Below are 26,640 nucleotides of genomic sequence, written 5' to 3' on the forward strand. Positions count from 1 at the left end.
CTCATTCCGTCTTTTCGCCGGGCTTTTTGCCCAGAATGATCATCGACAACAGATCGTCATCTGTGACATCTGCGATATCGACCGTTCCAACCAATTGTCCGTTCTTCATGACTGAAGCCCGGTCGCACAGCTCCATTACCGCGTGCACATCATGGTCGATCAGGAAAATCCCTATCCCCTGCGCCTTTAGCTGTTGGATCAGGTCCGCCACCATCTGCGTTTCGTGCGGGCCAAGTGCGGCCGTGGGCTCGTCCATGATCAGGATGCGCGCGTTGAAATAGACCGCACGCGCAATGGCGACCGATTGCCTTTGTCCACCTGACAGAGCCGAGACCGGGTCGTTGAACTTCTGAAAGTTCGGGTTCAACTGTGCCATGATCTTACGGCATTCAGCCTCCATCGCCGCGTCGTTGACCAGACCGAACGGCGTGACCATTTCCCGCCCCAGAAACAGGTTCGAGCTTGCATCCAGATTGTCTGCCAGCGCCAGTGTCTGATAGATCGTCTCGATGTTGTTGGCACGCGCGTCGCGGGGGTTGTTGATTTCGACCTTATTGCCATCGATCAGGATTTCACCGTGGTCCATCTGATAGGCCCCTGAAAGCACCTTGATCAGGGTGGATTTTCCGGCCCCGTTGTGGCCCAGAAGACCCACAACTTCACCCGGGTACAGATCAACCGACACATGGTCTACCGCTTTGATACCACCGAAGGAAATCGAGATATCGCGCATTTCAACTAACGGAGGCTGGCCCGATCCACGGCCCGACACTTGGTTCTGTGTTTCTTGAGCTTGCATCATTTCGCCCCCAGACGTTTGCGATAGACGATGTCGATATAGACGGCCAAAACCAGAACGGAGCCGACGACGATATTCTGGAACGGTGCATCCACGCCAACCATGGCCATGCCCGACTGCAGCGCCTGCATGATCAGCGCGCCGAGGATTGCGCCGTAAATCGTGCCGATACCACCTGACAGTGCCGTGCCGCCAATCACGGCCGCAGCAATCACACGCAGTTCATCCAGAGTACCGATATCGTTCGAATGGTTGGCCAGTCGGGCCGAGGCCACAACGGCTGACAACGCACAGAGGAACCCCATCAGGGCAAAGATCTTGACGGTCATCATGCGGGTGTTGATGCCCGACAGTTCTGCCGCATCCGGGTTGCCGCCAGTGGCGAAGATATAGCGACCAAAGCGGGTCTTGCGGGCCACAACAGTCAGCGTCACCGCAACAAGGATCAGGATCAGGACCGAGATCGGGATGCCATAGCCGACAACCAGACCTTCTGGCATGGTCTCACCGCGCGCTTCGAACATGCGTTCAAGCCGGCGTGTCGGGATCGCGTAGCTGTTGACGATGAAAACATAGCCCATGATGGCGATGCCAACGATCCCGGCCAGTGTTGTTTCAGCCCAAACCGGCTTAACAGGGAACCCGTGGGCTGCTTTGGACCGGCGACCGCTCCACAATGCCCAGATCGCGACGGCCGTGGCCGCAAGGCCGAACAGAAGACTGACCGTTGTTCCCAACGTTCCGTTGGTACCGCCGAACATCAGGAAGGTGCTGTCCAGCGGGCCGATCGTCTGGCCATCGGTCATGTACCAAGCAACATTGCGCCAGACCAGAAAACCACCAAGCGTCACGATAAAGGCTGGGATGGTCAGGTACCCCACCATCCAACCGTGGAACGCGCCGATCGATGTGCCCACCACAAGGCCAACCACCAACGTGATCGCCCAGGTCGCCGGGTGGTTCAATCCCATGCCCAGAACATTCGGCAACAGCTCGGTTTGCGTCATCGCCATAACGGCAGATGTGGTCGCCAGCAGCGCCCCAACCGACAGGTCAATGTGGCGCATGACGATGATGAACACCATGCCGCAGGCCATGATCGCAACCGAGACGGTCTGGATCGACAGGTTGAACAGGTTTCTGGGCGTCAGAAAGCGGCCATCCGTCACGATGTTGAAGCCAATGCACAGGATGATGAAGGCGCCGATCATGCCCAATAGCCGCATATCCAGTTCCAGTTGCTGAAACAGGTTGGCCTTTGCTTTTTGGGGTACCGGCTGAGACGAAGTTTCGGTCATATCCGATCTTTCATGTTCAGCTGTGATCTCTGGCCCACCCTTGCGGGCCAGAGATATTATAGTTTGGAACTTGGTTTAGTTACAGGGTGCAGGGCCGTTTTCGACGCCCTGGCACAGGTCTTCCAACGGAATCCAGCCAGCATCGACCACGACGGACAGGTTGTCTTTGGTGATCGGTACAGGCGCAAGGAAGACCGAGTTCATCTCGGTTCCGCCAGGCGAAGTCCATTTGATGGCACCTTCAATGTCCTCGGGGCTTGTTCCATTGCTCAACGCAACTGCAATTTCACCGGCAGCTTTGCCCAGCTCACGCGCATCTTTCCAGACAGAAACGGTCTGCGTACCCTTGGCAACCCGGTTCAGCGCCGCGTGATCGCCATCCTGACCCGAGACCGGAATGCCTTCCATGCCCTGCGCGGTCAGTGCTGCAACAACGCCGCCGGCAGTACCGTCATTCGAGGCCACGACGGCATCGACGTTGTTTTCGTTCGCGGTAAGGATCTGTTCCATGTTGCGCTGTGCGTTCGCAGGCAACCAACCGTCGGTATAAGCTTCACCCACGATGACGATATCGCCGCTGTCAACGGCGGCCTGGATGATCTCTTGCTGACCGCCGCGCAGGAAATCCGCGTTCGGATCCGTGGGCGAGCCCTTGATCATCACATAGTTGCCTTTCGGCATCGCTTCGAACACCGCGCGGGCCTGCATGCGGCCGACTTCAACGTTATCGAATGTCAGATAGAAGGCACGGTCATCTTCGATCAGACGGTCATACGCGATGACCGGAATGCCTTCGTCTGCCGCCGCCTGCACTGCCGGGCCGATGGCCTGGGAATCCTGCGCCAGAATGATCAGCGCATCGACGCCCTGGGCAATCAGACTTTCAATATCCGACAATTGCTTGGCAGAAGAAGATTGGGCATCAGACGAGATGTATTCCGCACCGCCCGCTTCCAGTGCAGCCTTGATCGCCGCTTCGTCGGTCTTCCAACGCTCTTCCTGGAAATTCGACCAGCTTACGCCGACCGTGGGCTCTGCGAATGCAGCTGTCCCCATCAGGACCGCCACTACAGAGGCGCTGAGAATTCGTTTCATGATTTCCTCCCGGTTTCATTGAGCCATCGTTTCATGATTCGTGGCCCCGATAATTCTGAGTAGCATATTTATTTCAGTCGGTAAAATATTTATGCTATCGGTAACTGAAAAAACCACCTAGGTTGAAACAGGGATCAGATTCGCGAGGGCAAGATGCTGAAAAGCAAAGCTTCTTCAAATGCCACGGACCAAAGGAACGTCACTCGCCTGCGCGTTCTGGAAAAAATCCGGGCCACAGGCACCATTTCGCGAATCGACATCGCCACCGCGTTGGAGACGAGCCCAGCGACCATCACGTCCGCCACTGCCGATCTGCTGTCTGCCGGTCTGATTGCGGAAATAGAAAGCGAAACACCTTCCAAATCAGCGCGCCGCGGCAGACCGCGGGTACAGCTGAAACTAAATGGCGCGTCACATCTGATTGCGGGCGTGAAAGTCGCCCGCCAGCAGGTTTCAGTCATTCTCGTGGATTTTGAAGGAACCGAAATCACTTCGTACACGCATCCGCTGGACCAAGCCCGCATGGCCCCGGATGCGTTTGCCAAGAAGATCCGCGGCGTGCTTGATCAGGCCTGCGCCTCGGCAAACCTATCCCTTGCCGATTTGTCAGGTGTCTGCATCGGCATCGCTGGCCTTATCGATGCAAATCAGAACTTTGTGCATTGGTCATCTTCGCTGACGGAACGAAATGTGGATTTGAGCCCGCTGTTGTCCAAGGTGCTCCCCTGCCCCGCCTTCATCGAAAACGACGCCAATCTGGTCGCAAAGGCGGAACAGCTTTTTGGGTTGGGAAAGGGGCTGAAGAACTTTTTGGTTGTTACGATCGAACATGGCATCGGCCTGGGCATCGTCCTTGATGGCAAGCTTTATCGCGGTGAACGCGGATGCGGCGCAGAATTCGGGCACCTCAAAGTTCAGTTGGACGGTGCCTTGTGTCAGTGCGGCCAGCGCGGATGCCTGGAGGCCTATGTGGGGGAATACGCCCTGATCCGCGAAGCCACGATCGCCAGTGAAGCAACGGATCCCCGCACTCTTGTCGATATACTTGCAGCAGCAAAAGCCGGCGACGCCCGATCCATTTCCGTTCTGGCCCGCGCGGGCCAAATGTTCGGGATGGGAGTTTCGAACCTGATCAATCTGTTCGACCCCGAGTGCATTATCCTGTCCGGCGCCAGAGGCCGATTTGATTACCTGCATTCAGACGAGGTGATGGCACGTGTCCAAAACGGCGTCGTCAGCGTCGACGCGCCATTGCCGGAAATCAAGGTCAACCACTGGGGAGATTCAATGTGGGCAAAAGGGGCTGCGGCTTATGGAATTGAACAAGTCTCTATCCTGAAGGTCAGGGAACTGGCGACTCATGCGAACTAAGATGGCAATCTTGCTTGCGGCAGGTTCCGCTGCCGCTGCGGACACCGTTCCACCCCGCTTTCAAAAGGTGGAAACCCCCGGCCATGTTTACGATGGCGGCTGGGAACATTTCGTCGGCGGGGGTGTCGCGGTCTTCGACTGCAGTGATGACGACCGCCCTGAAATGTTTGTGGCAGGCGGATCAAACCCAGCGCAATTGTTCATCAACACATCCGACGCAGAGGTCAGTTTTCTTCCGGATACGACCGGCCATCTATCCTTGACCCGTGTGACCGGCGCATACCCGGTAGACATTGATGGCGATGGGTTCTTGGACCTTGCGGTTTTGCGCGTAGGCAAAGACCTGTTGCTGCGTGGCAAACCGAACTGCGCGTTCGAGCCCTTCACGGCACTGGGTTTTCAATCTCAGGACCATTGGACAACCGGCTTTTCCGCCACTTGGGAACGCGGGCAAACCCTGCCAACGCTGGCCTTTGGAACCTATGTCGACCGAAGCAATCCGGATGGACCTTTTGAGGCTTGCGGGCCGACGCTTTTGTACCGACCCCAAGGCGAAAAGTACGGCGATCCTGTCCGTTTGGAACCCGGTCACTGTTCCCTGTCGATCCTGTTTTCCGACTGGGCGCGCACGGGTCGCGCGGATCTGCGTGTCAGCAATGACCGCCACTACTATGTGCGTGGAGGGCAAGAGCAATTGTGGGCCATGGAATACACCCCGCGCCTGTACAGCGAGGCCGATGGATGGCTACCCTATTCGATCTGGGGCATGGGGATCGCCTCGCGGGATCTGACCGGTGACGGGTTTTCCGATGTTTATCTGACGTCCATGGGGGACCAGAAATTCCAGGTTTTTGATCCTGCATCAGATGGGCCGACATGGCGGGATGCGACTTACGACCGTGGAACAACGGCACACAGGCCACATGCAGGAGAAGACGGCCGCCCCTCGACCGGCTGGCATGCACAGTTCGGGGACGTCAACAATGATGGGCTGGACGACATTTTCGTTGCCAAAGGCAATGTTGAGCAGATGCCCGACGCGGCGCAGAACGACCCCAACAACCTGTTGATGCAGACCGCCGCCGGTCAGTTTGTTGAAACAGCATCAGAGGCTGGTGTCGCGTCCATGGCAAAGTCCCGCGGCGGGGCCCTGGCGGATTTCAACGGGGATGGATGGCTGGATTTGGTGGTGGTCAATCGCGGCTCGGACCTTGAGGTTTTCCAGAATGAGCCGACCACCGGCAACTGGCTCATGATTGATCTCGGCCAGAGCCACCCCAACAGACAGGCAGTCGGCAGTTTTATCGAGGTCAGGACGACCGAGGGTATTCAAACCCGTGAAGTGACCATTGGCGGGGGGCACGCCAGCGGAATTGCCGGGTTCCACCACTTTGGTCTGGGAGACCTCGCAACCGCAGAAGTACGGGTGATCTGGCCCGATGGTGAACATGGAGATTGGCAGAAGGTAGATGCCAATCAGGTGATCCGCCTCGGCCGTTGATCACTGATCGACGGGCAATCCGCTGGGAACCGTTTGGGGAACACCCAGCCGCACAGCCGGATCTTCCAGCGTGCCCAGAAAACTCAGGATGGCATCGACCTCGTCATCACTCAGGTCGATGGGCGCCAGATCGTTTGACGCAGCTATGGCTTCGACATGCCGGGGATCAAGCAAAGCCTTTTGATCCTCTGCCCCGAAAAACTCTGGCAAGTCAGCCATTTCGATGGCGTAGTTCCGCAAAGCGGAAACCGGATCCAGATGATGACGCACGACATCCTCAAGCCGTGCGTAGGCACCGCTGTGGCCATAGGGCGCCGTCAAGGTCACGTTGCGCAGCGAAGGCGTGCGGAATGCGAATGCATCATCCTTGTCGCCCGTGACGCGCAGTCGCCCGTCATCCCGCACATGATTTTCGAAACGGGCTGATTTTCCGGGGCCGATCTGAGGCATGGCGATGGAATGGAACCCGTGATCGGTCTGGAACCAGCCGGAATGGCAGGCACTGCATCCAGCCTTTCCGTAGAACAGCTCCATCCCCAGCTGCGCTTGTTCGGGCAGCCTGTCTTCGCCTTGCATCGCACGATCAAACAGGCTGTTGTCAGCCCGCCACTCAAACGCGATGAAATCGGCAATGACATTGGCGATTGCGGTAAAGGAGATGCCTTCTCCGGGCGCGATGTCATCAAATCGCCTTTGATACTCTGGTATCGCCGCCACACGCGCGGCGATCAGATCCCAGGCGCCACCCACTTGCGTCAGCAAGCCGAGACGTACGGCCTTGCTCACCTCGTTTTCGGAATAGTGCCCCGCCATTTCGTCAGGTGACAGCACCGGAAACATCGCCTGCGCCGCCAAAGCCGATTTGAACCCCGGCCTCATATGTGTCCCCAACGGGGTTCTGATGCCATTGGGCTGTGACGGATCCGTCTTGAGGCGACCGTCATGGAAAAACGTCGTGAATTCCAGCGCCCCGAGGTTCCACATCGCGGGCGAGTTCCTGGGAATGCGCTGTTCGGGTCTGTTGTCTTGTGTGACCTTGCGCTGACCACCCAGCCCAGCCCCACCTTCGCCGATACCCAGTGAAAGCCCGTCGGACGTTCCCAGCTTCGGATGATGACAGGTTGCGCAGCTGATGTTCTTGTTGCCCGACAGGATCGGATCGTAGAACAGCAGTTGCCCCAACTCTGCTTTTGAAAAGTCAGGTTCGATGAATTCAGGTTTCGGACCAAGGTCTTGCGCCTGAGCAACTGAAAGCGACATCCAGATGCCTACGGCATGTGCTGCAATCTGAAGTCTCATGATCGTTCCTCGGAAATCTCAAGTGTCAGTGTTTGTTGATACGGGTTGTCCGGCGCATGGATGACGGTCGGGAACGCGGGGACATTCACGGCGTTCGGATATCCTGACGGTTCAATGCACAGCCCCGCACACGGGCTAAATCGGCCTGACAGGTGTGCTCCGGCATAGACCTGTGCACCGGGTTGATCTGAATACAGGTTCATCTTCAATCCCGAAGGTGCCGTGACCTCTGCGACCGGATGATCATGGGTTCCACCGTCATCAAACACAAAATAATGGTCCAGCTCGCGCCCCTTTGCCCCGACGGTGCGTGACAACGCGAAATCTGGCACACTGTCGCCGACGGCTGAGATATCTCCGGAAGGAACGGAACGCGCGTCCAGCTCCAGCACCCGGTTCGACCTCAGCCTGAGCCGGCAGTCCAGGATATCCTCAGGACAGCCCAGAGTGTAATAATTGTGCTGCGCGATGCTGATCGGCGTCGGGCGATCCGGGCGCGCCCTGATTGTGTAGATCAGACGCGGACAGGTCAGTTCGACACGCACCTCGAATTTGACTTCACCGGGAAAACCGCCTTCACCTTCAGGTGAAGTCAAGGACAGAACCGCCTGATTTGGAGAGGTTTTCACGATATCCCAGTATTTGAGCGACAGCCCGCTCGGACCACCATGCAGCGTGGTCGGCCCTTCGTTTGCTGTCAGGTGATGAACGCGCCCCTGCAATGCAAACTGTGCCCCGCCGATGCGGTTGGCCACTCGCCCGACCATCGCGCCAAGGTAGAACGGGTCCGACAGGTAATCCTGCGGGTTTTCGTAGCCCAATATCAAAGGTGTTTCGCCAAGCCACCAGCCTTGCGTGATTGCGCCATAGTTCAACAGGGAAACGGACATGTTTCCGTCTTCCAGAAGGACCTGCTCGACAGGCATGGGTTTCGGATCAGCCATCAGCGCGCGGCCAAAGGGGACAAAGCAGCATAGTATTCGCGATACCGCTGATATTCCGCCTCATATGCGCCGGACAGTTCGACACGTGGTTCAACACGCTCTGCGACTTTCGGGGCCAGCATGACATCCTTGGGGTCGGTGCCGTCCACCGCACATGCAGCAAGACGCGCCGCGCCTATGGCTGCGCCGAACCCACTTCCATCGGGCACAGCAAGCGGCGTGTTCAGAACCGTGGCCAGTGTTTCCAGCCAAAACCGAGACCGCGCCCCGCCACCGACGACCAGCAGACTTTCGGGATTGGTGCCCGTGCTTTTTAGCGCCTCCAAACAATCGCGCATGGCAAAGGAAACCCCCTCTGTCACGGATTGCGTCAGATCAGCGGGTTCCGATGCGATATCCAGCCCCAGGAATGCCCCACGTATTTCGCTGTCGTTGTGAGGCGTCCGTTCACCGGACAGGTACGGAAGGAAGGTGATCTTTGACGGCCCCTTCACCGAATCCGGCAGGGTCGACGCCAGCGCACCGACGGGTTGACCGAGATGGCGCGACAGCCAGTTGAGACTGTTGGTGGCCGACAGGATCACACCCATTTGAATCCAGCGATCCGGAACCGCATGACAAAAACAATGAACCGCTGTTTCCGGCGCGGGCGCATAGCTTTCCTTTGCGACCAGCAACACACCCGACGTGCCCAAGGAAAGAAATCCGCTGCCCTCGCCAATACTTCCGATACCGCAGGCCGCCGCCGCATTGTCACCGGCCCCGCCGGCAACCACGACGGGCCCGGTCAGACCCCATTGCCTAAGGATATCTGACCGCAGCTCTCCGCCTGCCGCACTGCCTTCTACCAGCTCTGGCATTTGGTCCCAGCGCATGTGGCTTAGATCCAGCGCAGTGTCTGACCATTCACGTTTTCCAACGTCCAGCCATGCCGTACCGGCGCTGTCGGACATGTCGCTGACATAGGAACCGGTGAGCCAGAAACGCAGATAATCTTTCGGAAGCAACACCTTGGATGTCTTCGCAAACATGTCAGGCTCATGCCCGCGCACCCATTCCAGCTTGGGTGCGGTGAAACCCGGAAAAACGATATTCCCGGTGATCGCGCGCATCGATGGCAGACCATCCAGCTCCGCAGCTTCCTGCGCTGATCTCGTGTCGTTCCAAAGGATACAGGGCCGCAGCACATTGCCATCCCGATCCAGCAACGTTGCACCGTGCATGTGGCCGCTCAGACCGACGCCGCGCACCGCAGAAAATGCAACACCGTTCAACGCGCGTAATTGGGCAACGACGTTTTGGCAGGCCTCTACCCAATCGGACGGATCTTGTTCCGACCAGCCGGGATGCAAAATCGATGTCTCGACACCTGCTTCGGCTTCGGCGACGACTTTGCCCTCTTCGCTGACCACAATTCCCCGAAGACCTGACGTCCCCAAATCCAGACCGAGATACACGCGATTTCCCCCTTCGTATGCCGTACGGATCGCGGGCGCAACAAAGCACACCCCAAGCCGATGTCAGACCTTACCAGCACAGTTTGCGCTAACACAACAATTCCAAACAAGAGATGGCCGGTATTTTTGCGGGCCGCCTCACAGAATGCGCGAGATCATCGACAAACCCGATCATGGTTTAACTGAACTCAGCTGGACCGGAAAATTTTTCGAATTGCCTGACGCGGATTTCACGTAAACAGTTCAATCAGTTCTCGGCCCGCTGATTTCGTTTTGACTGACCCTCTGGAAACGAAATCAGCCTCAGGAAGGAATGCGTGGAATGCAGTCAAATGCCAAGGTTGTCGTCGTTGGAGGCGGATGCGTTGGGGCTTCGGTTCTTTATGGTCTGACGCAGCATGGATGCACAGATGCAGTCATGCTGGAGAGAACGACGCTGACCTCCGGCTCTACCTGGCATGCGGCGGGTCTGCTGGTTACCTTCGTGCGATCCCACAATGTTTCGAAGATGACGATGGAGACCATCCGCATCTATTCCGAAGTCGAAAAGAAGGTCGGCGCTTCGGTCGGGCTGCGCCAGGTGGGCCAGTTGCGCGTTGCCAATACGCTGGAACGCTGGGACGAGTTCCTGTCCTATGTCTCGATTGCCGAAGCTGCCGGTGTGCCCTGCAAGCTGCTGACGCCAGAGGAAATCGCCGAACTGCACCCTCTGCTCAACCAATCGGAACATATTCGCGGCGGCATCCTGCATACCGAGGACGGCTATGTGAACCCGGCCGACATCACCATGGCAATGGCCAGGCTGGCGCGCGAGAAAGGCGCCAAAGTGTTTCAGAACACCGAAGCGCTGGCTTATGAAAAACTGGAAAACGGTTTTTGGAAGGTGACAACCAATCAGGGTGAGATCACTTGCGAACATCTTGTCTTCGCGACCGGAAACTATGCCCGCGAAAACGCGCGCCGTGTTGGTCTAGATCTGCCTTGCATTCCAATCGTTCACCAATATTGGACAACGGAAACCGTTCCGCTGCTGAAAGAACGCCGCGCGCAGGGGTTGCCCGAGTTCCCGATCCTGCGGGATGAAGATTACGGTGCCTATCTGCGCGAAGATGTGGGCGGCATTCAGTTCGGTCCTTATGAGTTCACCAAAGACCTCAAGCTATTTGCCGAAGATCGCGTGCCGCCTGACTTTGGTGCCGACCTCTTACCCGAAGATTTCGACGCGGTCCAAACGCAGTGGGAACGCGCCATCGAGCGGGTTCCAACACTTGCAGAGGTGGGTATCAAGGCCAACACCCGAGGTCCGTTCCAGATGACGCCGGACGAGTTGCCGCTTGCGGGGCCTGCGCCGGGGCATGAAAACCTGTGGCTGGCCGAAGGCATGCCCGGCGGCATATTGTGGGGGGGCACTGTCGGTGAACGCCTGGCCCGCTGGATTGTCGATGGAGATCCGGGCATGGACATGTCTGAACTCGACCCGCGCCGGTTTTCGGATTACGCGTCCAAGCGGTGGACCATGGACAAGGTGCGCGAAACGTGGGGGACCCACATGAACGCGCACATTCCCGGAGAAGACTTTCCCGACGCGCGCCCGATGAAAACGATGGGGTCCTACGACCTGCTGAGCGCGCATGGCGCCGTCTGGACCAGCTTCAACGGATATGAGTTTCCGCGCTGGTTCGCCAAATCGCGCGAGGACGCTGTTCCGGAACATTCCTTCCGCCGCACCAACCACATGGAACGCGTTCAGGAAGAGGTGCGCACCACCCGTGACGTGGCCGGTTTCATCGAGATGTCGCCGATGACCAAGTTCACCCTGCGCGGACCCGGGGCCGCCGAATGGCTGGATGGCCTCATGGCGAACAGGCTGCCCAAAGTCGGGCGAATGACCCTGTCGCTTTTGTTGAACCCAAAGGGCGGCATGGATGCGGAATATACGGTCGTCCGCTATGCCGAGAATGATTTTTACCTGGTCTCCACCCCGAACTGGCGCGCCTACAACTGGGATCAACTGCGACGTTTGCTGCCCAATGACAGCTCTGTCCTTCTTGAGGATGTTTCAGAACAATTGGGCGTGATTGCTCTGGCTGGCCCCAAGGCACGAGAGATCCTGCAACCGTTGACCGACAATGATCTGTCGAACAAAACCTTCCCCTGGCTTTCTGCGCAAATGGGTGAAGTGGGGTACGCCAAGGGCGTTCATCTGCTTCGCGTGTCCTATACAGGCGAGCTGGGGTGGGAACTGCATCACCCGGTCGGTTACAACCGCCATCTTGTCGACCTGCTGCTGAAGGCCGGTGTGAAACCTTTCGGGCTTGAGGCACTGGAATCCATGCGTCTTGAAAAATCCTATCGCGCCATCAATCGCGAGATTTGCAAGGACATGACGCCATACGAGGCCGGCCTTGATCGGTTCGTGGTAACAGATGGTCGCGACTTCATAGGCAAGGCTGCTCTTTTGAAACAGAAAAAGGAAGGCGCGTACCGGCGGTTGGTCACGCTGAAACTGCCCTTTGGCGAAACATCGGTGATGTTTGACGAGGGTGTCTATGCTCGGGGCAAGCTGATCGGCCGTGTCACCTCGGGCGGGTTCTCTTATTATTGCAACCACGACATTGCGATGGCACTAGTGCCACAGAACATGACGGCGCCCGGAACGAAAATGCAGGTGCTGGTCCACAATGAGATGCGCAACGCCGTGGTCATCGACACATGTGCTGTTGATCCCGCAAACACACGCCCGCGCGCTTGAGTGCGAAAACAGAAAGACGGGACTCGAACGGATGACCGAACAACCGACAAAAACGCTTTCACTTGCCGAAGTTCGGGACTTGGCCAAATCGGTTCTTGTTTCTGCCGGAGCGGACTCGCGCAGCAGTGATGTACTTGCCGATATCGTCACCCGGTCTGAACGGGACGGCCCGCGCAGTCACGGGTTGCGCATGTTGCCGGTCTATGTCCAAAGCTTCACGTCCGGCTATGCCAACGGGCACGCGAAGCCCAAGACCGAAAAGGTTGCCCCGGGCGTTTTGCGCTGTGATGCCGACAACGGGTATTATCAGGTTGCAGCGGCAGCAGCCCGCAAGGACCTGATCGCGATGGCCCGGGAAAACGGGATTGCCGCGTTCACCTGTGCTAACTGCCACCATCTGGGTGCGTTACGGTTTGACACCGAACCTTTGGCCGAAGCCGGATTGGTGGCCTTTGCCGTGATCAACTCGTTGTCCATGGTGGTTCCGCAAGGTGGGGTTCGCCCGGTTTTTGGCACCAACCCCATGTCTTTTGCCTGCCCGCGTGACGGCGACGCGCCCGTGGTCTGGGATCAGGCCTCGTCCATGGTGGCCCTCATGGATATCCGCATGGCCGCTGCCGAGGGGCACGACCTGCCCCGCCCTGCCGGTCTTGATCCCCAAGGCGAGCCCTCAACAGACCCGAATGCCATCCTTGAAACCCGCAGCCTATTGCCGTTCGGAGAGCATAAGGGAGCCGCGATCGCTTTCATGGTTGAGGTGTTGGGCGCCGCGCTGGCCGGTGGGACCCTGTCCGTGGACAACGAAGAACGCGAATCCTTCGGCGCCCTGAACATCAAAGGTGGTGCTACCCTGATTGCCATCGATCCCACCCGGTTCGGCAACGCGGCCTTCAACGAATATGTCGCCCGCATCTGCGCCGAGATTTCCGGCAACGGATCCGCCCGGGTTCCGGGGGACGGTCGCCTTGCAAAACGGGCAGCCGCCGAAGCCCATGGCATCGACGTGAGCACCGAGGTTCTGGCCGCACTTGGCTGAAACTGAAATCACCCGCCATCGAATGGCCGGACAGCACCTGCCATCGAATGGCCGGACAGCACCTGCCCGGCTTGCCAACCAAGCCACTCAATGGCCGCCGAAATAGGCCTCGAGCAAGCGTTTGTCATTTCTCAGTTCGTCAGCTGTACCCGACGTCTGCATCCGCCCGGACTCCAGCACATAGATGCGGCTGGCAAGCGACAGGGCAAAATTGGCATTCTGTTCCGTGATGACGACGGTCAGCCCGTATTCCTTGTTCAGCTGACGGACGACTTCGGCAATCTCGTGACAGATCTTCGGGGCAAGACCGATCGTCGGCTCATCGACAAGCAGCAGTTCCGGGCTGGTCATCAAAGCCCTGCCAAAGGACACCATCTGCCTTTCCCCGCCGGATTGGGTCGACGTCTCCTGCCCTTCCCGTTCTTGCAGACGCGGGAAAAGAGTGTGCACCATCTCAAGGTTGTTTTCGATATCGTCTCGTGCGGTGAAGGCCCCCACCATCAGGTTGTCGCGCACGGACATATAGGGAAACAGGTTGAACCGCTCGGGCGCATAGCCCACCCCGTGACGCACGATTTCCGAAGGGCTTCGACCGGCAAGGCTGTGCCCGCGCAAGCGGATGTCGCCTTCGATTTTCACAAGGCCCATGATGCTGTCCAACAAGGTGGATTTACCTGCACCGTTCGGGCCGACCACGGCGACGATCTCGCCGGGCTGCACCGTGATCGAAATATCGGTCAACGCCTGGGCCTTGCCGTAAAACGCGGACAGGTTCTCGATTTCCAGATAGGACATCAGACGCTCCCCAGATACGAGGCCTGAACGGCCGCGTCGTTCATCACGTCGCTGAACGCGCCTTGGGCAATCATGGTGCCCCGCTCGATGGCGATGGCGCGGTCGATCAGCGGTTCCAGCGCCGGCAAATCATGGCTGACGATCAAAAAGGTCATCCCGTCCTTGCGCATGGATTGAATGAGATCGGAAATCTGCGCGATTTCACCGACTGTCAAACCTGCAAACACCTCGTCCAGCAACATGACTCGCGGTGCCGTGGCCATGGTTCGGGCCATTTCGAGCTTGCGCAGATCACCCATTGCCAGTTCGGCGGGTGAGCGGCTCAGATCCGTTTCCGTGAACCCGACACTCAGCGCGAGCTCTTTTTCCCTGTCCGCATCCGGCGGCGAAACGATCATGCGCCAGATGTCGTCCGGCATCAGGCCCACCCTGATGTTTTCTGCAACACTCATGTCGCCGAACGGCCGAGGTATCTGATAGGTTCTACTGACCCCGGCCCGGATACGCTGAGGCGTCGACAGTGCCGAAATCTCATTGCCGAACAGCTCGATCGTACCGCTGTTCTGCCGCAATTCGCCCATGATCTGGCTGAATACTGTCGTCTTTCCCGCGCCATTCGGACCGATCAGGCCCAGCGACTCTCCTTCTTGCAGCGAAAAGGACAGATCATTCGTGGCCACCAGCCCGCCGAACCGTTTGACGAGACCGGAAACTTTCAGCGCAACGGTCATGCCACCCCCCCTTTCCGCAGTCTTTGAAAGCCGCGTTGTACAAGTTCAACCAATCCCTTTGGCTGATACATGTAGAGAAGCAGTGCGATGGCACCGTAGACGAAATACCGTTCAGCCCCGGGAAGCACGGGGCGCAGGTATTCCAGAAGGAACGTCATGAAGAACGCACCGATCATGGGGCCGATGATGGTCGATGTTCCGCCCAGCAATGCCGCCACGATGATGGTGAAAAGAAAGTTGATGTCAAACAGCGCGCGGGGCGCAAGTGAGCCCAGGTAATGGACATAGAACGCCCCGCCCAGACCGGCGATGAACGCGCTGGTTAGAAACGCAAAGGCCTTCAACCGCGTGGTGCTGAGCCCCGAACCGCGCACGCTTTCTTCATTCATTCCGATGGCGGCCAGTGCAGTGCCCAGCCGGGTTTTCATCAGCAGCCACATGCTGACCGCCACGCTGAGCATCAGGGCCGTGGACAGGTAGTAGCCGTTTGCAGCGCCGCGTGTCAGAGTTTGAATTCCCGACATCCCGCGTGTGCCGCCGGTCAGATCCGGGCGGATCACCTGAACCAGCTGATAGAGCAGTTCCATGAAAGCCAGCGTGACCAGCGCGAAGTAGCTGCCGCGAATGCGCAGTGCTGGCAACAAAACAATCAGGCCCGCGATCATCGTAACCAACACGGCCACAGGGATTGAGATTTCGACCGGCACGTCAAACCGTTTGGTCAGGATGGCAGTCGTATAGGCCCCGATACCGATCAGGAAGGGATGCCCGAAACTCACATACCCGGTCCTGCCCGACAGCACATCCCAGCTGATGGCGAAGATGGCCAGATAGTTGGCAAAGATCATCGTGCGCAGCGTCCCGTTCGAGACGACCTGGGGCAACAGCAGCATCCCCGCAATCAGGCCGCCCCAAAGGACAAAGTGAAACCAGCGCAGACCCATGTTACAACTCCTCGCGACCGAACAGGCCCTGCGGTCGCGTCACCAGCACGCCGATGATCAGCAGCATGGTGAAGACACCGCGCAGTTCCGGCGCCAGGGTGGCGACAACGATGACTTCGAGAAAGCCGACGATATGAGCAACGACCAGCGTGCCGATGATCGACCCGATGCCGCCCACAATGACGACGGCCACCGAGATGATCAAAGGCGCAACCCACATTGACGGCGAAAGCTGTGTATAGCTGGCGAAAAACACGCCGCCCAGCGCACCCAGTGCCCCTGAGATACCCCATGTGATCAGGTTGATCCGATCCGGGTCGATCCCTGAAATCGCGGCCCCCTTAGCGTCCATCGACACCGCCTGCATCGCCCGCCCTGTATGTGTCAGGCGGACAAAGGCATACAGGCCCAGCAAAACAGCCCAACTGATCAGCGTTGCAATCAGGATATTATAAGTAACGGACGCTCCGGCGACGTTGATCACGCCCGGCACGATCGGCAGCAGGATCTTGCTGCTGTCGCCAAAGACAAGAACGATCCCGGCCTGAATCACGACCGCCAGGATCAGAGTCGATATCTCGACGGCTACGTGATCCCCTTTCAGGGTCTTGACGATCAGGCGGTATTTCAGAACCCCCATCAGAACGCCCAGAACCACGGCCACCGCAACGCCCATCAGTTTTGGCATTCCCAGCGTCTGGGACACCCAGAAATACATGTACCCGCCGACCATCAGATAGGCACCGTAGGCCAGGTTCAGGACCCGACCGATGCTGAAGATCAGCGTGAAACCCATTGCGATAAGCGCATAGAGACCGCTGAGCAAAAGCCCCTGGATCAGTATTTGCAACATGTAAGGATCCCTGGCTGCGGGTGCGCGCACCCGCGCACCCATTTCAAGCTAAGCGAACGGACAGGTTACTGTTTGACCCAGCTTGGCAAGGTGAATTCACCCGTCGCGTATTTCTCGGGATAGACGACGGCGGCGGTGCCGTCCTCGTACCATTGGACCACGACCATTGACGGCGCGGCATCGTCGAACGGCTCGGACAGGTCAAAACGGATATTGTGCGGATAAGTCCGGCCTGTCACGGGCTCTACTTCGTCATCGCCCCAGAAGGCGTAACGCAGCCACAGCTGGCCATCCAGTTCCAGAACCAGATCCTGTTTCTTCATCGCATCGGCCCAGCCTTCGACATTTTCGAAACCGCCGGCCTCTTCGGCTGCGGCCATCGCCTGTTTCAGCCCATGATAGGCATTGAACCCGTTGAAATGCGGCAGCAGCGGGCGGCTGTCATACTTCGCCTGATAGGTATCGACAAACTCCTGGCTGGCCGGATCGAGCCGAAACCCGACCGAAGGGATCGGAGACAGGGTCGAGATACCGCCACCGGCACCGCCCGTATCTTCCCAATACTCCATACCCAGCGCAGCGACGTTCACGCCAGTCATCGCCATCGGCACCTGGAGTTTCACGTATTGCGATGACACAACCTGCGAATTAACCGACGAGACCTGATAGATGAAGTCCGCCCCGGTGTCCTGCGCGCGGCTGAAGATCGGAGCAAAATCGACGGTGGCAACGTCATAAGTGATGATGTCCTTGACCTCGATACCCGCAACCGGTGCAAGCGCTTCGGTGACAAGGCCGGTGATCGCCTCGCCAAAGGCCGTATCTTCCGCCAGAATGACGACGGAATCCCACCCCATCTTTTCCTTCAGAACATCCGCGCCAAAGTTGATGTACAACGTGGCCAGAGCCTCATCCGAGGCGATGTTCATGAAATAGGGCGCCATGCTTTCAGGGTCTTCGACCACCATGTCGATGATGCCGATGTAGGATGTCCAGGTGTCAAGTGTCGGAATCCGGTACTCCTGCATGCGGGGCAGCCATCCCAGCGACACATCGTCAATCGAGCCCGAGACGATGAAATCAACCTCTTCCGTTTCCGCAAGATATTCATAGGCCCGGATGCCCTCGGTCGGGTCCTGTCCGGTATCCGCCGAGACCAGGGTGATCTGTTCGCCCATCACGCCGCCATTTGCGTTGAGCTCTTCAATCGCAATCTCGGCCCCGCGCAGCGTCGACAATCCGGTGTCCGAGGAAAGCGACCCAATGAATCCTACCTTGATTTCCGCTCCGGCCGCCGAGGCCATGAGCGCGATGCATGTTCCGCTGAGCAGCGCTGTCTTGATCATCACATTAGCTCCCTGTGTCTCATTATGCCTTCTTGTATTCTGTATACAGTACACAAGAAGATGGTTCGATCAATTCCTTTCTTGAAGACTCATGTTCAGAATCCGCTGATTTCGCCGTTTTCATCGTGGATCACGGCATCCACGTCGATTTCCACCATCAGCCCCGGCTGCGTCAGCCCAGCCTGAACAGCCGTCAGAACCGGATCGATCCCCTTGAAAACTTCGCCATGCGCCTGCGCAAACGCGCCTGCTTGGGACAGATCGGGCAGATAGGCGCGCACCCGCCCCACATGTCGCAGTTCGGCGCCAACCTCTTTCAGTGCGTCCTCGATGCGTGACAGGATGTAAAAGGTCTGCGCACCAACGTTCCCGGGCGCGTGGATGCGGCCCGTCGGCTCGATGGCCGTTGTTCCGGCAACCCAGACAAAGGGGCCGATGCGCTTGGCCCGAGAGTACGAGGCCACCTCTTCAAACCGTCCGCCGGATTTCCAAAAACGCAGGGTCACAGGCCCAGCCTCACCCGGATCGCTTCGGCCGCGTTTTGCAATGCCGCGTTTTCTTCGGCGGTTAGCCGCAACTCCTCGACCTCAACCAATCCGCCTGCACCAAGATGAGCTGGCACGCCCAGCACGACACCGTCGATGCCGTATTCCCCGTGCAGCATGACCGAAACCGGAACCGGGCCTGTACGCGCGCCCCGAATGTGATCAATCAATTCGATCGAGGCATGAGCCGGAGCTATCGTTGCAGAGCCTGACTTCCGAAGCGCAACCACCTGACCGCCCCCGGTGATCGCATCCTGAACACAGGCTTCGATCTGTTCGCGGGACAGAAATACATCCAGCGGACGGCCTTTGATCCTGGCTCGGCTGGGGATCGGGGCCATTTCGTCCCCATGGCTGCCAAGCGTGAAGGCTTCGACGTCCGCAGGCGTGACACCCGCGGCCATCGCCAGCGCGTTGCGAAACCGGCTGCTGTCCAAAGTTCCTGCCATACCCAAAACCTGTTCGCGGGGGAAACCTGTTGCACGCAGCATCTCGACCGTCATTTCGTCCAGCGGGTTGGTCACCACGATCACGATGGCATTTGGCGCGGCTGACCGGATCGCTTCGGCTGACTGACGGATCACGCGGGCATTCACATCGATCAGATCTGCACGTGTCATGCCCGGACGGCGGGCTCGTCCGGCAGTAACGACAACCACATCCGCCCCGGCCACCAGATCCATCGCTTCGCCACCGACACATCGGGCCCGCGCACCGGTGATCCCGGACGTATGATTGAGATCCAGCGCGGTAGAAGCCGCCAATCCCGGAGTGATGTCGATCAGCGCGATTTCATCCGCCATGTCCGCCATCGCCGCCAGATGCGCGACATTGCCGCCAACACCCCCTGCCCCGATCAAGGCAAGTTTGCCCAGCCTGCGGGCTTTGCGCGGCGCACGCGAAGGGGCAACCCATTTGGGTGAACGGCGGTACAGCACCCGGCGCATGGAAACAGCACCATCCGTACGCGGCGGTTTCGGTCGCTCCAGCGGGCCGTCCACCAAGGCGATACCAACGCGCTCTGCGGTTTCACGCGCAAGGGCCGTCACGATGTCACCCGGCAAAACCTCGAACACTATCCTGCCCCGGCGGCGCGCATCCTCGACCGCATCCGAGCCTATGACGCGAGGGGTTGCCATCAGACGTCCTGCCCGTCCACCGCCTCGATTGCACGCGTCGCGGCCTCGACGGCGGTTTTGACCGAATTTTCAGACCCCGAGATGAACAAGCGGCCAAACCGCCCCACCGCGCGCACCTCGACGATGTCTATCTCGGCGGCCTTTTCGGCCTCATTCGCGGCAATTGAGATATAGGCGGCCGGCGCACATTCCACGATCCCCAACGTCTGCCCCGGCACGATCAACGCGCCTTTGCGCCATTTGTTCAAAAGCTGCGCCTGATAGGGTTCGACACTTGTGATGATCTGCGTGGAACTGATCGCAGGCTTCAACCGGTCTGTCATGGAAGCCCCAAGTTCGGCCAGCATCGCGTCCCGTGCAGCGGACACTTCGGCGTTTGAAGGCGAGCGGAGGATGAAGAAGCCGAATTCGCGCTCGACCATCTGCGTCGTCGCTTCGACCGAAGACGCCTTGAGCGCCCGGTCGATCAGCGAGAACACGCCATTGCCCGGCGCGAACTCTCCGATCAGCACGGTGTCACCGGACAAAGGCACTGACCCTTGCACCGTCGCGCCGTTGTAGGCGGCGAATTTCGGTTGCAGGTTGTCGATCTGCATCAGCGCCCGGATCGTGATCTCGCTCATGCGCCATACTCCTCATAAATGTCGCGCCAGGGTCGGCTTTCATATGCGACCCGCTTGATGTTGATGAGATGCAGGGCGGTGACATTGTCCGAGGTGATCGACCCCGACCACGTACCGGTACCCAGCATGAAGGATGGTTCAAGGTCGGTGGAATACCCCATGCCGCCCATGATCCCCGGCGTATTCACCAGGACCCGCCCCGTGGGTACGGTAGAAAACCGAGCGACCACCTCGGGATCATCGGAATGGATGACCGAGGAATGTCCCCAACCTTCGAATTTGGCAATGGATTGCGCCAGTTCGATGCCGTGATCGGTGGACTTCGCCTCGTAAAAGGCCAGCACCGGGTTCAGCTTTTCGGCCGAAAGCGGGCGTTGCCACCCCACTTCGGTTTCTTCCGACACCAGACAGCGCGTGCGCGGCGGAATCGAGAACCCCGCAGCATCGGCCAGCGCCTGTGGGCTTTGGCCGACGCGTTCGGGATCCATTGCCTGAACGCCCTTGAAGATGACCCGCGCCAGCCGATCAGCCTCGGCCGGGGTGCAGAAATAGGCGCCTTTGAGTTTCAGTTCATGGCGCAGATCGCGTGCAATTTCAGGATCGGCGACCACGGCCTGCTCACTGACACAGGCCGTGCCATAATCGAAGCTTTTTGACGTCACGATCATCTCGGCCACTTCGGACAGATCGCGCGCCTTGGACTTGTGCACGTAACACGGCACGTTCCCCGCCCCGACTGCAAGCGTCGGTTTACCGCTGGAATAGGCGGCCTTGACCATGGCAGGGCCACCTGTCGCCATGACAACCGACGTGCGGCGATGCTTCATCAACTCGGCGGTGCCCTGAATGGTCACGGCGTCCAGGCATTGTATCAACCCTTTGGGCGCGCCCATCTGTTCGGCAACGCGCGCCATGATGCGGACGGTTTCCTTCCCGCATTCCACGCCGCGCGGATGCGGGGCACAGACGACGGCATTTCCCGCCTTCACCGCAGACAGAACCTTGTAGATGATCGTGGAGGTCGGATTTGTCACCGGGATAAGCGCCGCAACCACACCCATCGGCTCTCCGAAGGCCGCGATCTTTGTCGCATCGTCCCGCCACAACAGGCCCAGCGTCGTGACGTCCCGCAGGTAATCGGCGACCGACAAGGCGTTGAACAGATTCTTGACCCGCTTGTCTGCTGCGTTGCCGTACCCGGTTTCCTCGACCGCCAATTGCCCCAACCGTTCGGCTTCGGGTTCGATCGCCCGAGCCATGGCATCGACGATGGCATCCACCTGTGCCGGGGCGGTGCCGAGAAAGGCGCGATAGGCTTCGAAAGCCGTTTCAGCAGCGCGCCGTGCGGCGGCGATGGATTTCAGATCAGCGTCCATCACGAGGCTCCGGTGGCAATGGTGTCAAAGATACGGCGGGCCTGATCGACATCGCCTGCGGAAATTCCGATGGTTTCCAGCCTGCGCCCGGACGCGGCCACGTCAGCGCCCAGGATACGGTCTGTCATGCAGATCAGGCTTTCCGTCAGAGGCGCAGTCAAACCTGCGAGCTTTGCGGCGGAAACAAGGGGCACCAATGATCCCAAGACGCCATCGCGCATCAATTGGCGCGCGGCCTGCCGATCCGGGACCGGACGCGCGCCCGCCCCCCGCTTGGCGCCGGCATAGGTCGCGATCCAGTCATCGGTCTCGGGCAGGTTTCGAACGCCAAAGGCCTTTGCGACCTGCCGCCTTTCGCCAGCCAACCCGTGGATCACCTCATGCTGTTCGGGCCCTATGAGCGCAGAGAATGTCCGGTTGCCTTCCAGCGGCACCCCGCCCATCGGCACATCCGGTCCACCGGCCCCCAGCCCCGCGCCACCAAGAATCAACGCCGGAATCTCGACCGCTGCGGAAAGATCGGCAAAGCCTGAGGCCAGAACCGAATCCAGCGGCTGGATGTTCGAAAGAAAGGGTTGCAGCGCTTCAAGAACGTCCGCGCGGCCTCGTGGCAAGGTCGCAGCAGCCATCGGTGCCGCCTGCGTCAGGGTCAGGCCCGCCCCTTCGGCCTGATACCAGTATGGCAGGCCCTGCGCCTCGACCAGAGTAACGTCGGCAGTGCAGCCGCCTATTCGCAGCATCCAGACCGCTTCGACCGCGCCCAAAGAGCGACCGGGCGCCAGAACAAGCACCTGCCCATCGTGCAGATGATCGGCCAGCACCATCGCATAGGTGCGCTGTTTGTGGATCGGCCCGGTCAGAAAGATCGCCTGTGCGTCCCGCACTGCTGCATCCAACTCTGCCGTGGTTCGGATCGAAGGCCCGTCGCGATCCACCTGATACGTGCCCACAGGCCCTTCGCCGCGAATGCCGATGCCCGAGGATTGGGCAAGCAATGACAGTTCCGCCCCATAGGCCGAAAACAGCGTAACCTCAGCCCCTTCGGCCAGACACAGCGCTGCCAGAAGACGGGCATCCGGGCCGCCACCCAATACAGCAATGCGCTCAAACCTTTGGGCAACGGGTGCATCCCGTGTCGCGCCACGTGTCACCGCGCGCGTGAAATCCTCGAAACCGGCTGACATGGTACCTCCTCAAAGGGGTTGATCAGGCCGACGACCCGGCACCCAGCCCGTCGATGATTGCCTCAAGCTCGTCATGCGGCCGTGCGATCACGTGAACCGAGACCACCTCGCCCACCTTGTTGGCCGCTGTCGCGCCTGCATCGGTGGCGGCTTTGACCGCGCCGACCTCGCCGCGCACAAGGGTCGTCACCAGCCCGCCGCCAGCTTTGGTCTGACCCACGATGGCAACGCTGGCTGCCTTGACCATCGCATCTGCGGCTTCAATCGCGCCGACCAGGCCGCGTGTTTCGATCATGCCCAGGGCCATCTGCCCCGCCACTGGTTTCGCCATTTCCTGTTCCTCCAAAAATAGATGTTTCGCGTAGTGTGATTCAGGTCGTCGAGACGCGGTCGATCACCGCGATGATGGCCATGTCCACGGGGGCCGTGGACAGCCCGGCCGCCATGCGGGCGGCAGACCCGCTGACAACCAGCACCGTATCCCCGACCCCAGCGCCGCAGGTATCGACCGCAACCCGCGCGGGATCGATCAGGCTGCCCTTGCTGTCGACCAGATCCGTCACCAGCAGCTTTGCTCCGACCAGCCTGGCATCCTTGGCAGTTGCCGTGACAGTTCCAGCGACCTTGCCCAAGTGCATCAGAACGCCCTCAGGTAGCGGTCCAGCTCGACCTGTGTGACCTGTTGATTGAAGAATTCCAGCTCTCGCTCGGCCTGTTGCAGGACCAGTTCCCACTGCATTTCGCCCATGACATCGCGCAGCCATTCCGATCCGCGCGCCAGATCGATGGCGGTTGGCAAATCGGTGGGAATTGGGTCTCCGATCCCTTCTTCATACCCGTTGCCTGTCGTCGGTTCCGAAGGGGACAGCCCCTGTTCGATCCCGTCAAGCCCGGCGGCAATCTCGGCCGCAAGCAACAGATACGGGTTGGCGTCTGCACCGGCATCGCGCTTTTCCACCCGCACGGCACTGTCCGAGCCTTCGATGACCCGGATCCCAACCGTCCGGTTGTCATAGCCCCAGCTCGTGTTGATCGGGCAGAAGGTATAGGGCTGGCGACGGCGATATCCGTTGACCGTACCACTGCCGCAAATCGCCGTTTCGCACATGCGCTTTTGCAGGCCTGCGATGAAGGATTTTCCGGTGTCGTTGATCTTGCCGTTGTCGGCAAAGGCGTTTTTGCCGTCTTTCCACAACGAGTAATGCGTATGAAACCCGTTGCCCGATTGATCAAAAAACGGCTTGGGCATGAAAGTCGCCAGATAGTCGTGCGCGATCCCCAATTGTCGGATCAGGGATTTGAACAGAACGACACGATCCGCAGCAGCCAGAGCTTCGCCATAACGAATGTTGACCTCGATCTGGCCGGCCGCATATTCCGGGTTCGACTGTTCGATCGGAATGCCACATTCGTTGATCTGCTGACGGATCGGGCCTACGATGTGTTCCATCCGGGCGGCGCGGCCCAGACCATAGACCTGGATGCCCGTGTCGCGCGGCTGGCCGGTTTCCGGATCCAGCAGATAGAATTCCAATTCCGTGCCGACATTCACCTCGAACCCCATGTCGCGGGCCCGGTCCACCTGCCGCACCAAAGCCTGACGCGGATCGATCGGCACCGGTTTGTGATCCATGCCCTCAGCGCGGCCAAAACAGACGGCCACGCCCGGTTCCCACGGGACGGCGACAGGCTTTGTCATCGGAAAGACATGCATGTCGGGGTAACCGTTGTCGAAATTGACGTATGGCGTATCCCAGACGTCGCAGGTCATATCGATCGCCAGCAGCGCAATCGACAGAGCATTGCCGCTTTTGCAGACATGATCCCAATGGCTGGCCGGAATGCGCTTGCCACGCATGATGCCGTTGAGATCCCCGACACCAAGAATGACGGTATGTGTGCCCTCGGGCAGATCAAACCCCGAACTCATTTGCGCGTGCTCCCTGTTTTTAGCTTTATAATTGCTGTATTCTGTATACAGTATTCACAAAGCCAGTCAGGAAACAAGGAAAATCTGCGCCATGTCCAAAAGCTCGGTCATCGTTGTAGGAGGCGGCATAGTCGGCGTCATGACAGCGCTTACACTGCAACGGCGCGGCGAGGCCGTGACATTGATCGACAGGTGGGAGCCGGGACATTCCCGTGCATCTTCAACAGATTACAACCGAGTGATTCGCGCCATATCCGGGCGGGACGAGTTCTATACACGCTGGGCGCGTGAAAGCCGCCTGCGCTGGCTGGAGCTGCAAGCCGAAAGCGGCCAGAACCTGATGTATGAATGCGGCGCCTTGATTCTGGCGACGGCGGGGCATTGCGACTGGGAAGACGCAACCGCACAGACTTTCGACCGGGTCGGGGTGCCCTATTACAAATTCGGCCGGCAGGATATCGAATCGCGGTTCCCTCAGTTCAAGGTCACCGACATCGAATATGCGCTGTTCGAACCCGAAGCCGGAATGCTGATGGCACATCGATGCGTTCTGACCGGTTTGGATCTGTTCCGAAAGGCAGGAGGCAAAATACAACGTGGTCGCGTCACCACGGATGGATCGGAACGTCCGATGCTTGACGGCAAACCGCTCGAGGCCGATCTGATCATCATGGCGACCGGCCCATGGATGGCCGACATGTTTCCCAGAACGATCAAGCCGATCTCGACCGTGGTCGGCGTCAATGTCCTCTACACTTCGACACCCGACGGGTCGGAAGATTTCGACATGAGCCGGATGCCCTGCTGGATCGATCACGGGCAAGGGTCATTTGGTCTGCCGTCGTCTGAAGGATCCGGTGTGAAGGCGGCGGTCGTCATCCCGGACAAGATCGATCTGGACAATGATGAACGGCTGATCCGCCAGGAAACGCTTGGCCGCACACGCAGCTATATCCGCCACCGGCTTCCGGGTCTGGAGGGGCAACGGGTCGTGGATTCCAAGTTCAACCAGATCATTCTGACCCCGGATACACATTTCATTGTCGACTGGCACCCCGAGCATGAAAACGTGCTGTTCGCCGGCGGATGCTCTGGCCACTTGTTCAAGCACGCCCCGGTGTTTGCAGAATTTGCCGCAGGCGTTGGGCTGAAGGATTTTGGAACCGCGGACCGGTTCAAGATCAGCGGCCGCAGAAAGCTGAGCCCGAAGGAAAGCCCCAGCGGACGTTAACCATCCAGGAGGGCGCGATAAATTCCAGCATTCGGGCATTTGCCCTGGGGCAGACGCGCGCCCGCCCGGATCGCGTCACGGCAGGTTTCGGCCTGAAGGCAGTGCCCGCATTTTTCCGCCAGTTCCAACCCCAGTTCGGGGTGCGCGTTCAGGTCCGCCTCGGTCAGTCCGAATTGTCCGGCCATGGCGAGTATACGCTCTCGGGCCTGCGGTGCGCCCGATCGCAACATGGCCAGATCCGCGCGGGACAAGCCAAGGTCCGAAAGCTCTCTATCACTCAGGTTTTCATCCCGAGGTGTACTGACAATGCGCGCTATTTTCTGAAAGAAATCTGTGTATCCCGACATCTCGCGGCCTCCTCCACCACGTTGTGGATACAGTATACACAGCA

Annotated in this window: 25 protein-coding genes; 5 read left to right on the forward strand and 20 right to left on the reverse strand. The window is 59.1% G+C overall.

The window, feature by feature from the left end; genetic code table 11:
• Nucleotide 1: 1 nt before the first annotated feature.
• From ACR0A2_RS05740 to xylF, 3 genes are all read right to left on the reverse strand, one after another.
• A complete protein-coding gene (locus tag ACR0A2_RS05740; RefSeq protein ID WP_480834336.1) occupies nucleotides 2-799 on the reverse strand; it encodes an ATP-binding cassette domain-containing protein in 798 nt (265 codons plus the stop codon).
• A complete protein-coding gene (locus ACR0A2_RS05745) occupies nucleotides 799-2,097 on the reverse strand; it encodes a sugar ABC transporter permease (protein ID WP_480834338.1) in 1,299 nt (432 codons plus the stop codon). Before ACR0A2_RS05745 ends, ACR0A2_RS05740 begins: the two co-directional genes overlap by 1 nt.
• A 75-nt stretch (nucleotides 2,098-2,172) precedes the next feature.
• Entirely contained in the window at nucleotides 2,173-3,192 is a 1,020-nt protein-coding gene (gene xylF, locus ACR0A2_RS05750) for a D-xylose ABC transporter substrate-binding protein (protein ID WP_152457515.1), read from the reverse strand.
• A 153-nt stretch (nucleotides 3,193-3,345) separates the two neighbouring features.
• Here xylF and ACR0A2_RS05755 point away from each other — a divergent pair, with 153 nt between their 5' ends.
• Together ACR0A2_RS05755 and ACR0A2_RS05760 are read left to right on the forward strand one after the other, a co-directional pair.
• Complete coding sequence (locus ACR0A2_RS05755; RefSeq protein WP_480834339.1) at nucleotides 3,346-4,563, forward strand: ROK family transcriptional regulator; 1,218 nt, start codon at nucleotides 3,346-3,348, stop codon at nucleotides 4,561-4,563.
• A 1-nt stretch (nucleotide 4,564) separates the two neighbouring features.
• Complete coding sequence (locus ACR0A2_RS05760; RefSeq protein ID WP_480834340.1) at nucleotides 4,565-6,064, forward strand: CRTAC1 family protein; 1,500 nt, start codon at nucleotides 4,565-4,567, stop codon at nucleotides 6,062-6,064.
• Here the strand turns inward: ACR0A2_RS05760 and ACR0A2_RS05765 are convergent, their stop codons facing one another.
• Genes ACR0A2_RS05765 through xylB form a run of 3 tightly spaced genes read right to left on the reverse strand, consistent with a single transcriptional unit; the run spans nucleotide 6,065 to nucleotide 9,764 of the window.
• Entirely contained in the window at nucleotides 6,065-7,363 is a 1,299-nt protein-coding gene (locus tag ACR0A2_RS05765) for a cytochrome-c peroxidase (protein WP_480834342.1), read from the reverse strand.
• Nucleotides 7,360-8,307: an aldose epimerase family protein gene (locus ACR0A2_RS05770; protein ID WP_480834343.1), complete on the reverse strand. Its 948-nt coding sequence runs from the start codon at nucleotides 8,305-8,307 to the stop codon at nucleotides 7,360-7,362. Before ACR0A2_RS05770 ends, ACR0A2_RS05765 begins: the two co-directional genes overlap by 4 nt.
• The gene (xylB, locus tag ACR0A2_RS05775) at nucleotides 8,307-9,764 is read right to left on the reverse strand and encodes a xylulokinase (RefSeq protein ID WP_480618739.1); all 1,458 of its coding nucleotides are present in this window, start codon (nucleotides 9,762-9,764) and stop codon (nucleotides 8,307-8,309) included. The genes ACR0A2_RS05770 and xylB overlap by 1 nt, the downstream gene beginning before the upstream one ends.
• A 322-nt stretch (nucleotides 9,765-10,086) precedes the next feature.
• Here xylB and ACR0A2_RS05780 point away from each other — a divergent pair, with 322 nt between their 5' ends.
• Nucleotides 10,087-12,516, forward strand: a complete 2,430-nt coding sequence (locus ACR0A2_RS05780; protein WP_480834345.1) for a GcvT family protein — start codon at nucleotides 10,087-10,089, stop codon at nucleotides 12,514-12,516.
• 31 nt (nucleotides 12,517-12,547) lie between these two features.
• Nucleotides 12,548-13,552, forward strand: a complete 1,005-nt coding sequence (locus ACR0A2_RS05785; protein ID WP_480618741.1) for an Ldh family oxidoreductase — start codon at nucleotides 12,548-12,550, stop codon at nucleotides 13,550-13,552.
• Nucleotides 13,553-13,639: 87 nt separating this feature from the next.
• Here ACR0A2_RS05785 and ACR0A2_RS05790 read toward each other — a convergent pair whose 3' ends face one another.
• From ACR0A2_RS05790 to ACR0A2_RS05850, 13 genes are all read right to left on the reverse strand, one after another.
• Nucleotides 13,640-14,347 (reverse strand): ABC transporter ATP-binding protein, encoded by a 708-nt coding sequence (locus tag ACR0A2_RS05790; RefSeq protein WP_480834346.1) that lies wholly within the window; start codon nucleotides 14,345-14,347, stop codon nucleotides 13,640-13,642.
• Nucleotides 14,347-15,078 (reverse strand): ABC transporter ATP-binding protein, encoded by a 732-nt coding sequence (locus ACR0A2_RS05795; protein WP_480834347.1) that lies wholly within the window; start codon nucleotides 15,076-15,078, stop codon nucleotides 14,347-14,349. The genes ACR0A2_RS05790 and ACR0A2_RS05795 overlap by 1 nt, the downstream gene beginning before the upstream one ends.
• Nucleotides 15,075-16,022, reverse strand: coding sequence for a branched-chain amino acid ABC transporter permease (locus ACR0A2_RS05800; protein ID WP_171328914.1), 948 nt, complete (start codon nucleotides 16,020-16,022; stop codon nucleotides 15,075-15,077). The genes ACR0A2_RS05795 and ACR0A2_RS05800 overlap by 4 nt, the downstream gene beginning before the upstream one ends.
• Nucleotide 16,023: 1 nt before the next feature.
• Nucleotides 16,024-16,875: a branched-chain amino acid ABC transporter permease gene (locus ACR0A2_RS05805; RefSeq protein WP_171613569.1), complete on the reverse strand. Its 852-nt coding sequence runs from the start codon at nucleotides 16,873-16,875 to the stop codon at nucleotides 16,024-16,026.
• Between the two features lie 65 nt (nucleotides 16,876-16,940).
• The gene (locus ACR0A2_RS05810) at nucleotides 16,941-18,221 is read right to left on the reverse strand and encodes an ABC transporter substrate-binding protein (RefSeq protein WP_480834349.1); all 1,281 of its coding nucleotides are present in this window, start codon (nucleotides 18,219-18,221) and stop codon (nucleotides 16,941-16,943) included.
• A gap of 95 nt (nucleotides 18,222-18,316) precedes the next feature.
• Nucleotides 18,317-18,727, reverse strand: a complete 411-nt coding sequence (locus tag ACR0A2_RS05815) for a Rid family hydrolase (protein WP_480834351.1) — start codon at nucleotides 18,725-18,727, stop codon at nucleotides 18,317-18,319.
• Nucleotides 18,724-19,905, reverse strand: coding sequence for a malate dehydrogenase (locus ACR0A2_RS05820; RefSeq protein ID WP_171206565.1), 1,182 nt, complete (start codon nucleotides 19,903-19,905; stop codon nucleotides 18,724-18,726). Before ACR0A2_RS05820 ends, ACR0A2_RS05815 begins: the two co-directional genes overlap by 4 nt.
• Entirely contained in the window at nucleotides 19,905-20,528 is a 624-nt protein-coding gene (locus tag ACR0A2_RS05825; protein ID WP_480834352.1) for a BMC domain-containing protein, read from the reverse strand. The genes ACR0A2_RS05820 and ACR0A2_RS05825 overlap by 1 nt, the downstream gene beginning before the upstream one ends.
• On the reverse strand, nucleotides 20,525-21,904 hold the full coding sequence (locus ACR0A2_RS05830) for an aldehyde dehydrogenase family protein (RefSeq protein ID WP_480834353.1): 1,380 nt from the start codon (nucleotides 21,902-21,904) through the stop codon (nucleotides 20,525-20,527). The genes ACR0A2_RS05825 and ACR0A2_RS05830 overlap by 4 nt, the downstream gene beginning before the upstream one ends.
• The gene (locus tag ACR0A2_RS05835) at nucleotides 21,904-23,088 is read right to left on the reverse strand and encodes a hypothetical protein (RefSeq protein ID WP_480834355.1); all 1,185 of its coding nucleotides are present in this window, start codon (nucleotides 23,086-23,088) and stop codon (nucleotides 21,904-21,906) included. Before ACR0A2_RS05835 ends, ACR0A2_RS05830 begins: the two co-directional genes overlap by 1 nt.
• A gap of 22 nt (nucleotides 23,089-23,110) precedes the next feature.
• Nucleotides 23,111-23,419 carry a BMC domain-containing protein gene (locus tag ACR0A2_RS05840; RefSeq protein ID WP_117869464.1) on the reverse strand — a complete coding sequence of 103 codons (309 nt, stop codon included), beginning with the start codon at nucleotides 23,417-23,419 and terminating at the stop codon, nucleotides 23,111-23,113.
• A 40-nt stretch (nucleotides 23,420-23,459) separates the two neighbouring features.
• Nucleotides 23,460-23,726 (reverse strand): EutN/CcmL family microcompartment protein, encoded by a 267-nt coding sequence (locus ACR0A2_RS05845; protein WP_152457497.1) that lies wholly within the window; start codon nucleotides 23,724-23,726, stop codon nucleotides 23,460-23,462.
• The gene (locus tag ACR0A2_RS05850; protein ID WP_171639763.1) at nucleotides 23,726-25,018 is read right to left on the reverse strand and encodes a glutamine synthetase family protein; all 1,293 of its coding nucleotides are present in this window, start codon (nucleotides 25,016-25,018) and stop codon (nucleotides 23,726-23,728) included. The genes ACR0A2_RS05845 and ACR0A2_RS05850 overlap by 1 nt, the downstream gene beginning before the upstream one ends.
• A 91-nt stretch (nucleotides 25,019-25,109) precedes the next feature.
• On the opposite strand from ACR0A2_RS05850, the gene ACR0A2_RS05855 reads away from it, so the two are divergent.
• Nucleotides 25,110-26,249, forward strand: coding sequence for an FAD-dependent oxidoreductase (locus tag ACR0A2_RS05855; protein ID WP_224855095.1), 1,140 nt, complete (start codon nucleotides 25,110-25,112; stop codon nucleotides 26,247-26,249).
• Here ACR0A2_RS05855 and ACR0A2_RS05860 read toward each other — a convergent pair.
• Nucleotides 26,246-26,596 (reverse strand): YjiS-like domain-containing protein, encoded by a 351-nt coding sequence (locus ACR0A2_RS05860; protein ID WP_152457494.1) that lies wholly within the window; start codon nucleotides 26,594-26,596, stop codon nucleotides 26,246-26,248. The two genes, ACR0A2_RS05855 and ACR0A2_RS05860, sit on opposite strands and share 4 nt — an antisense overlap.
• Nucleotides 26,597-26,640: the final 44 nt, after the last annotated feature.

The sequence above is a fragment of the Ruegeria sp. H8 genome (genome assembly GCF_056532905.1).

Excerpts from the sequence above, each read along its gene's own strand:
- ACR0A2_RS05740 (WP_480834336.1), bottom strand. The coding sequence starts at position 799 with ATGCAAGCTCAAGAAACACAGAACCAAGTGTCGGGCCGTGGATCGGGC.
- ACR0A2_RS05745 (WP_480834338.1), bottom strand. The coding sequence starts at position 2,097 with ATGACCGAAACTTCGTCTCAGCCGGTACCCCAAAAAGCAAAGGCCAAC.
- xylF (WP_152457515.1), bottom strand. The coding sequence starts at position 3,192 with ATGAAACGAATTCTCAGCGCCTCTGTAGTGGCGGTCCTGATGGGGACA.
- ACR0A2_RS05755 (WP_480834339.1), top strand. The coding sequence starts at position 3,346 with ATGCTGAAAAGCAAAGCTTCTTCAAATGCCACGGACCAAAGGAACGTC.
- ACR0A2_RS05760 (WP_480834340.1), top strand. The coding sequence starts at position 4,565 with ATGGCAATCTTGCTTGCGGCAGGTTCCGCTGCCGCTGCGGACACCGTT.
- ACR0A2_RS05765 (WP_480834342.1), bottom strand. The coding sequence starts at position 7,363 with ATGAGACTTCAGATTGCAGCACATGCCGTAGGCATCTGGATGTCGCTT.
- ACR0A2_RS05770 (WP_480834343.1), bottom strand. The coding sequence starts at position 8,307 with ATGGCTGATCCGAAACCCATGCCTGTCGAGCAGGTCCTTCTGGAAGAC.
- ACR0A2_RS05780 (WP_480834345.1), top strand. The coding sequence starts at position 10,087 with ATGCAGTCAAATGCCAAGGTTGTCGTCGTTGGAGGCGGATGCGTTGGG.
- ACR0A2_RS05785 (WP_480618741.1), top strand. The coding sequence starts at position 12,548 with ATGACCGAACAACCGACAAAAACGCTTTCACTTGCCGAAGTTCGGGAC.
- ACR0A2_RS05790 (WP_480834346.1), bottom strand. The coding sequence starts at position 14,347 with ATGTCCTATCTGGAAATCGAGAACCTGTCCGCGTTTTACGGCAAGGCC.
- ACR0A2_RS05795 (WP_480834347.1), bottom strand. The coding sequence starts at position 15,078 with ATGACCGTTGCGCTGAAAGTTTCCGGTCTCGTCAAACGGTTCGGCGGG.
- ACR0A2_RS05800 (WP_171328914.1), bottom strand. The coding sequence starts at position 16,022 with ATGGGTCTGCGCTGGTTTCACTTTGTCCTTTGGGGCGGCCTGATTGCG.
- ACR0A2_RS05805 (WP_171613569.1), bottom strand. The coding sequence starts at position 16,875 with ATGTTGCAAATACTGATCCAGGGGCTTTTGCTCAGCGGTCTCTATGCG.
- ACR0A2_RS05810 (WP_480834349.1), bottom strand. The coding sequence starts at position 18,221 with ATGATCAAGACAGCGCTGCTCAGCGGAACATGCATCGCGCTCATGGCC.
- ACR0A2_RS05820 (WP_171206565.1), bottom strand. The coding sequence starts at position 19,905 with ATGGCAACCCCTCGCGTCATAGGCTCGGATGCGGTCGAGGATGCGCGC.
- ACR0A2_RS05825 (WP_480834352.1), bottom strand. The coding sequence starts at position 20,528 with ATGAGCGAGATCACGATCCGGGCGCTGATGCAGATCGACAACCTGCAA.
- ACR0A2_RS05830 (WP_480834353.1), bottom strand. The coding sequence starts at position 21,904 with ATGGACGCTGATCTGAAATCCATCGCCGCCGCACGGCGCGCTGCTGAA.
- ACR0A2_RS05835 (WP_480834355.1), bottom strand. The coding sequence starts at position 23,088 with ATGTCAGCCGGTTTCGAGGATTTCACGCGCGCGGTGACACGTGGCGCG.
- ACR0A2_RS05840 (WP_117869464.1), bottom strand. The coding sequence starts at position 23,419 with ATGGCGAAACCAGTGGCGGGGCAGATGGCCCTGGGCATGATCGAAACA.
- ACR0A2_RS05845 (WP_152457497.1), bottom strand. The coding sequence starts at position 23,726 with ATGCACTTGGGCAAGGTCGCTGGAACTGTCACGGCAACTGCCAAGGAT.
- ACR0A2_RS05850 (WP_171639763.1), bottom strand. The coding sequence starts at position 25,018 with ATGAGTTCGGGGTTTGATCTGCCCGAGGGCACACATACCGTCATTCTT.
- ACR0A2_RS05855 (WP_224855095.1), top strand. The coding sequence starts at position 25,110 with ATGTCCAAAAGCTCGGTCATCGTTGTAGGAGGCGGCATAGTCGGCGTC.
- ACR0A2_RS05860 (WP_152457494.1), bottom strand. The coding sequence starts at position 26,596 with ATGTCGGGATACACAGATTTCTTTCAGAAAATAGCGCGCATTGTCAGT.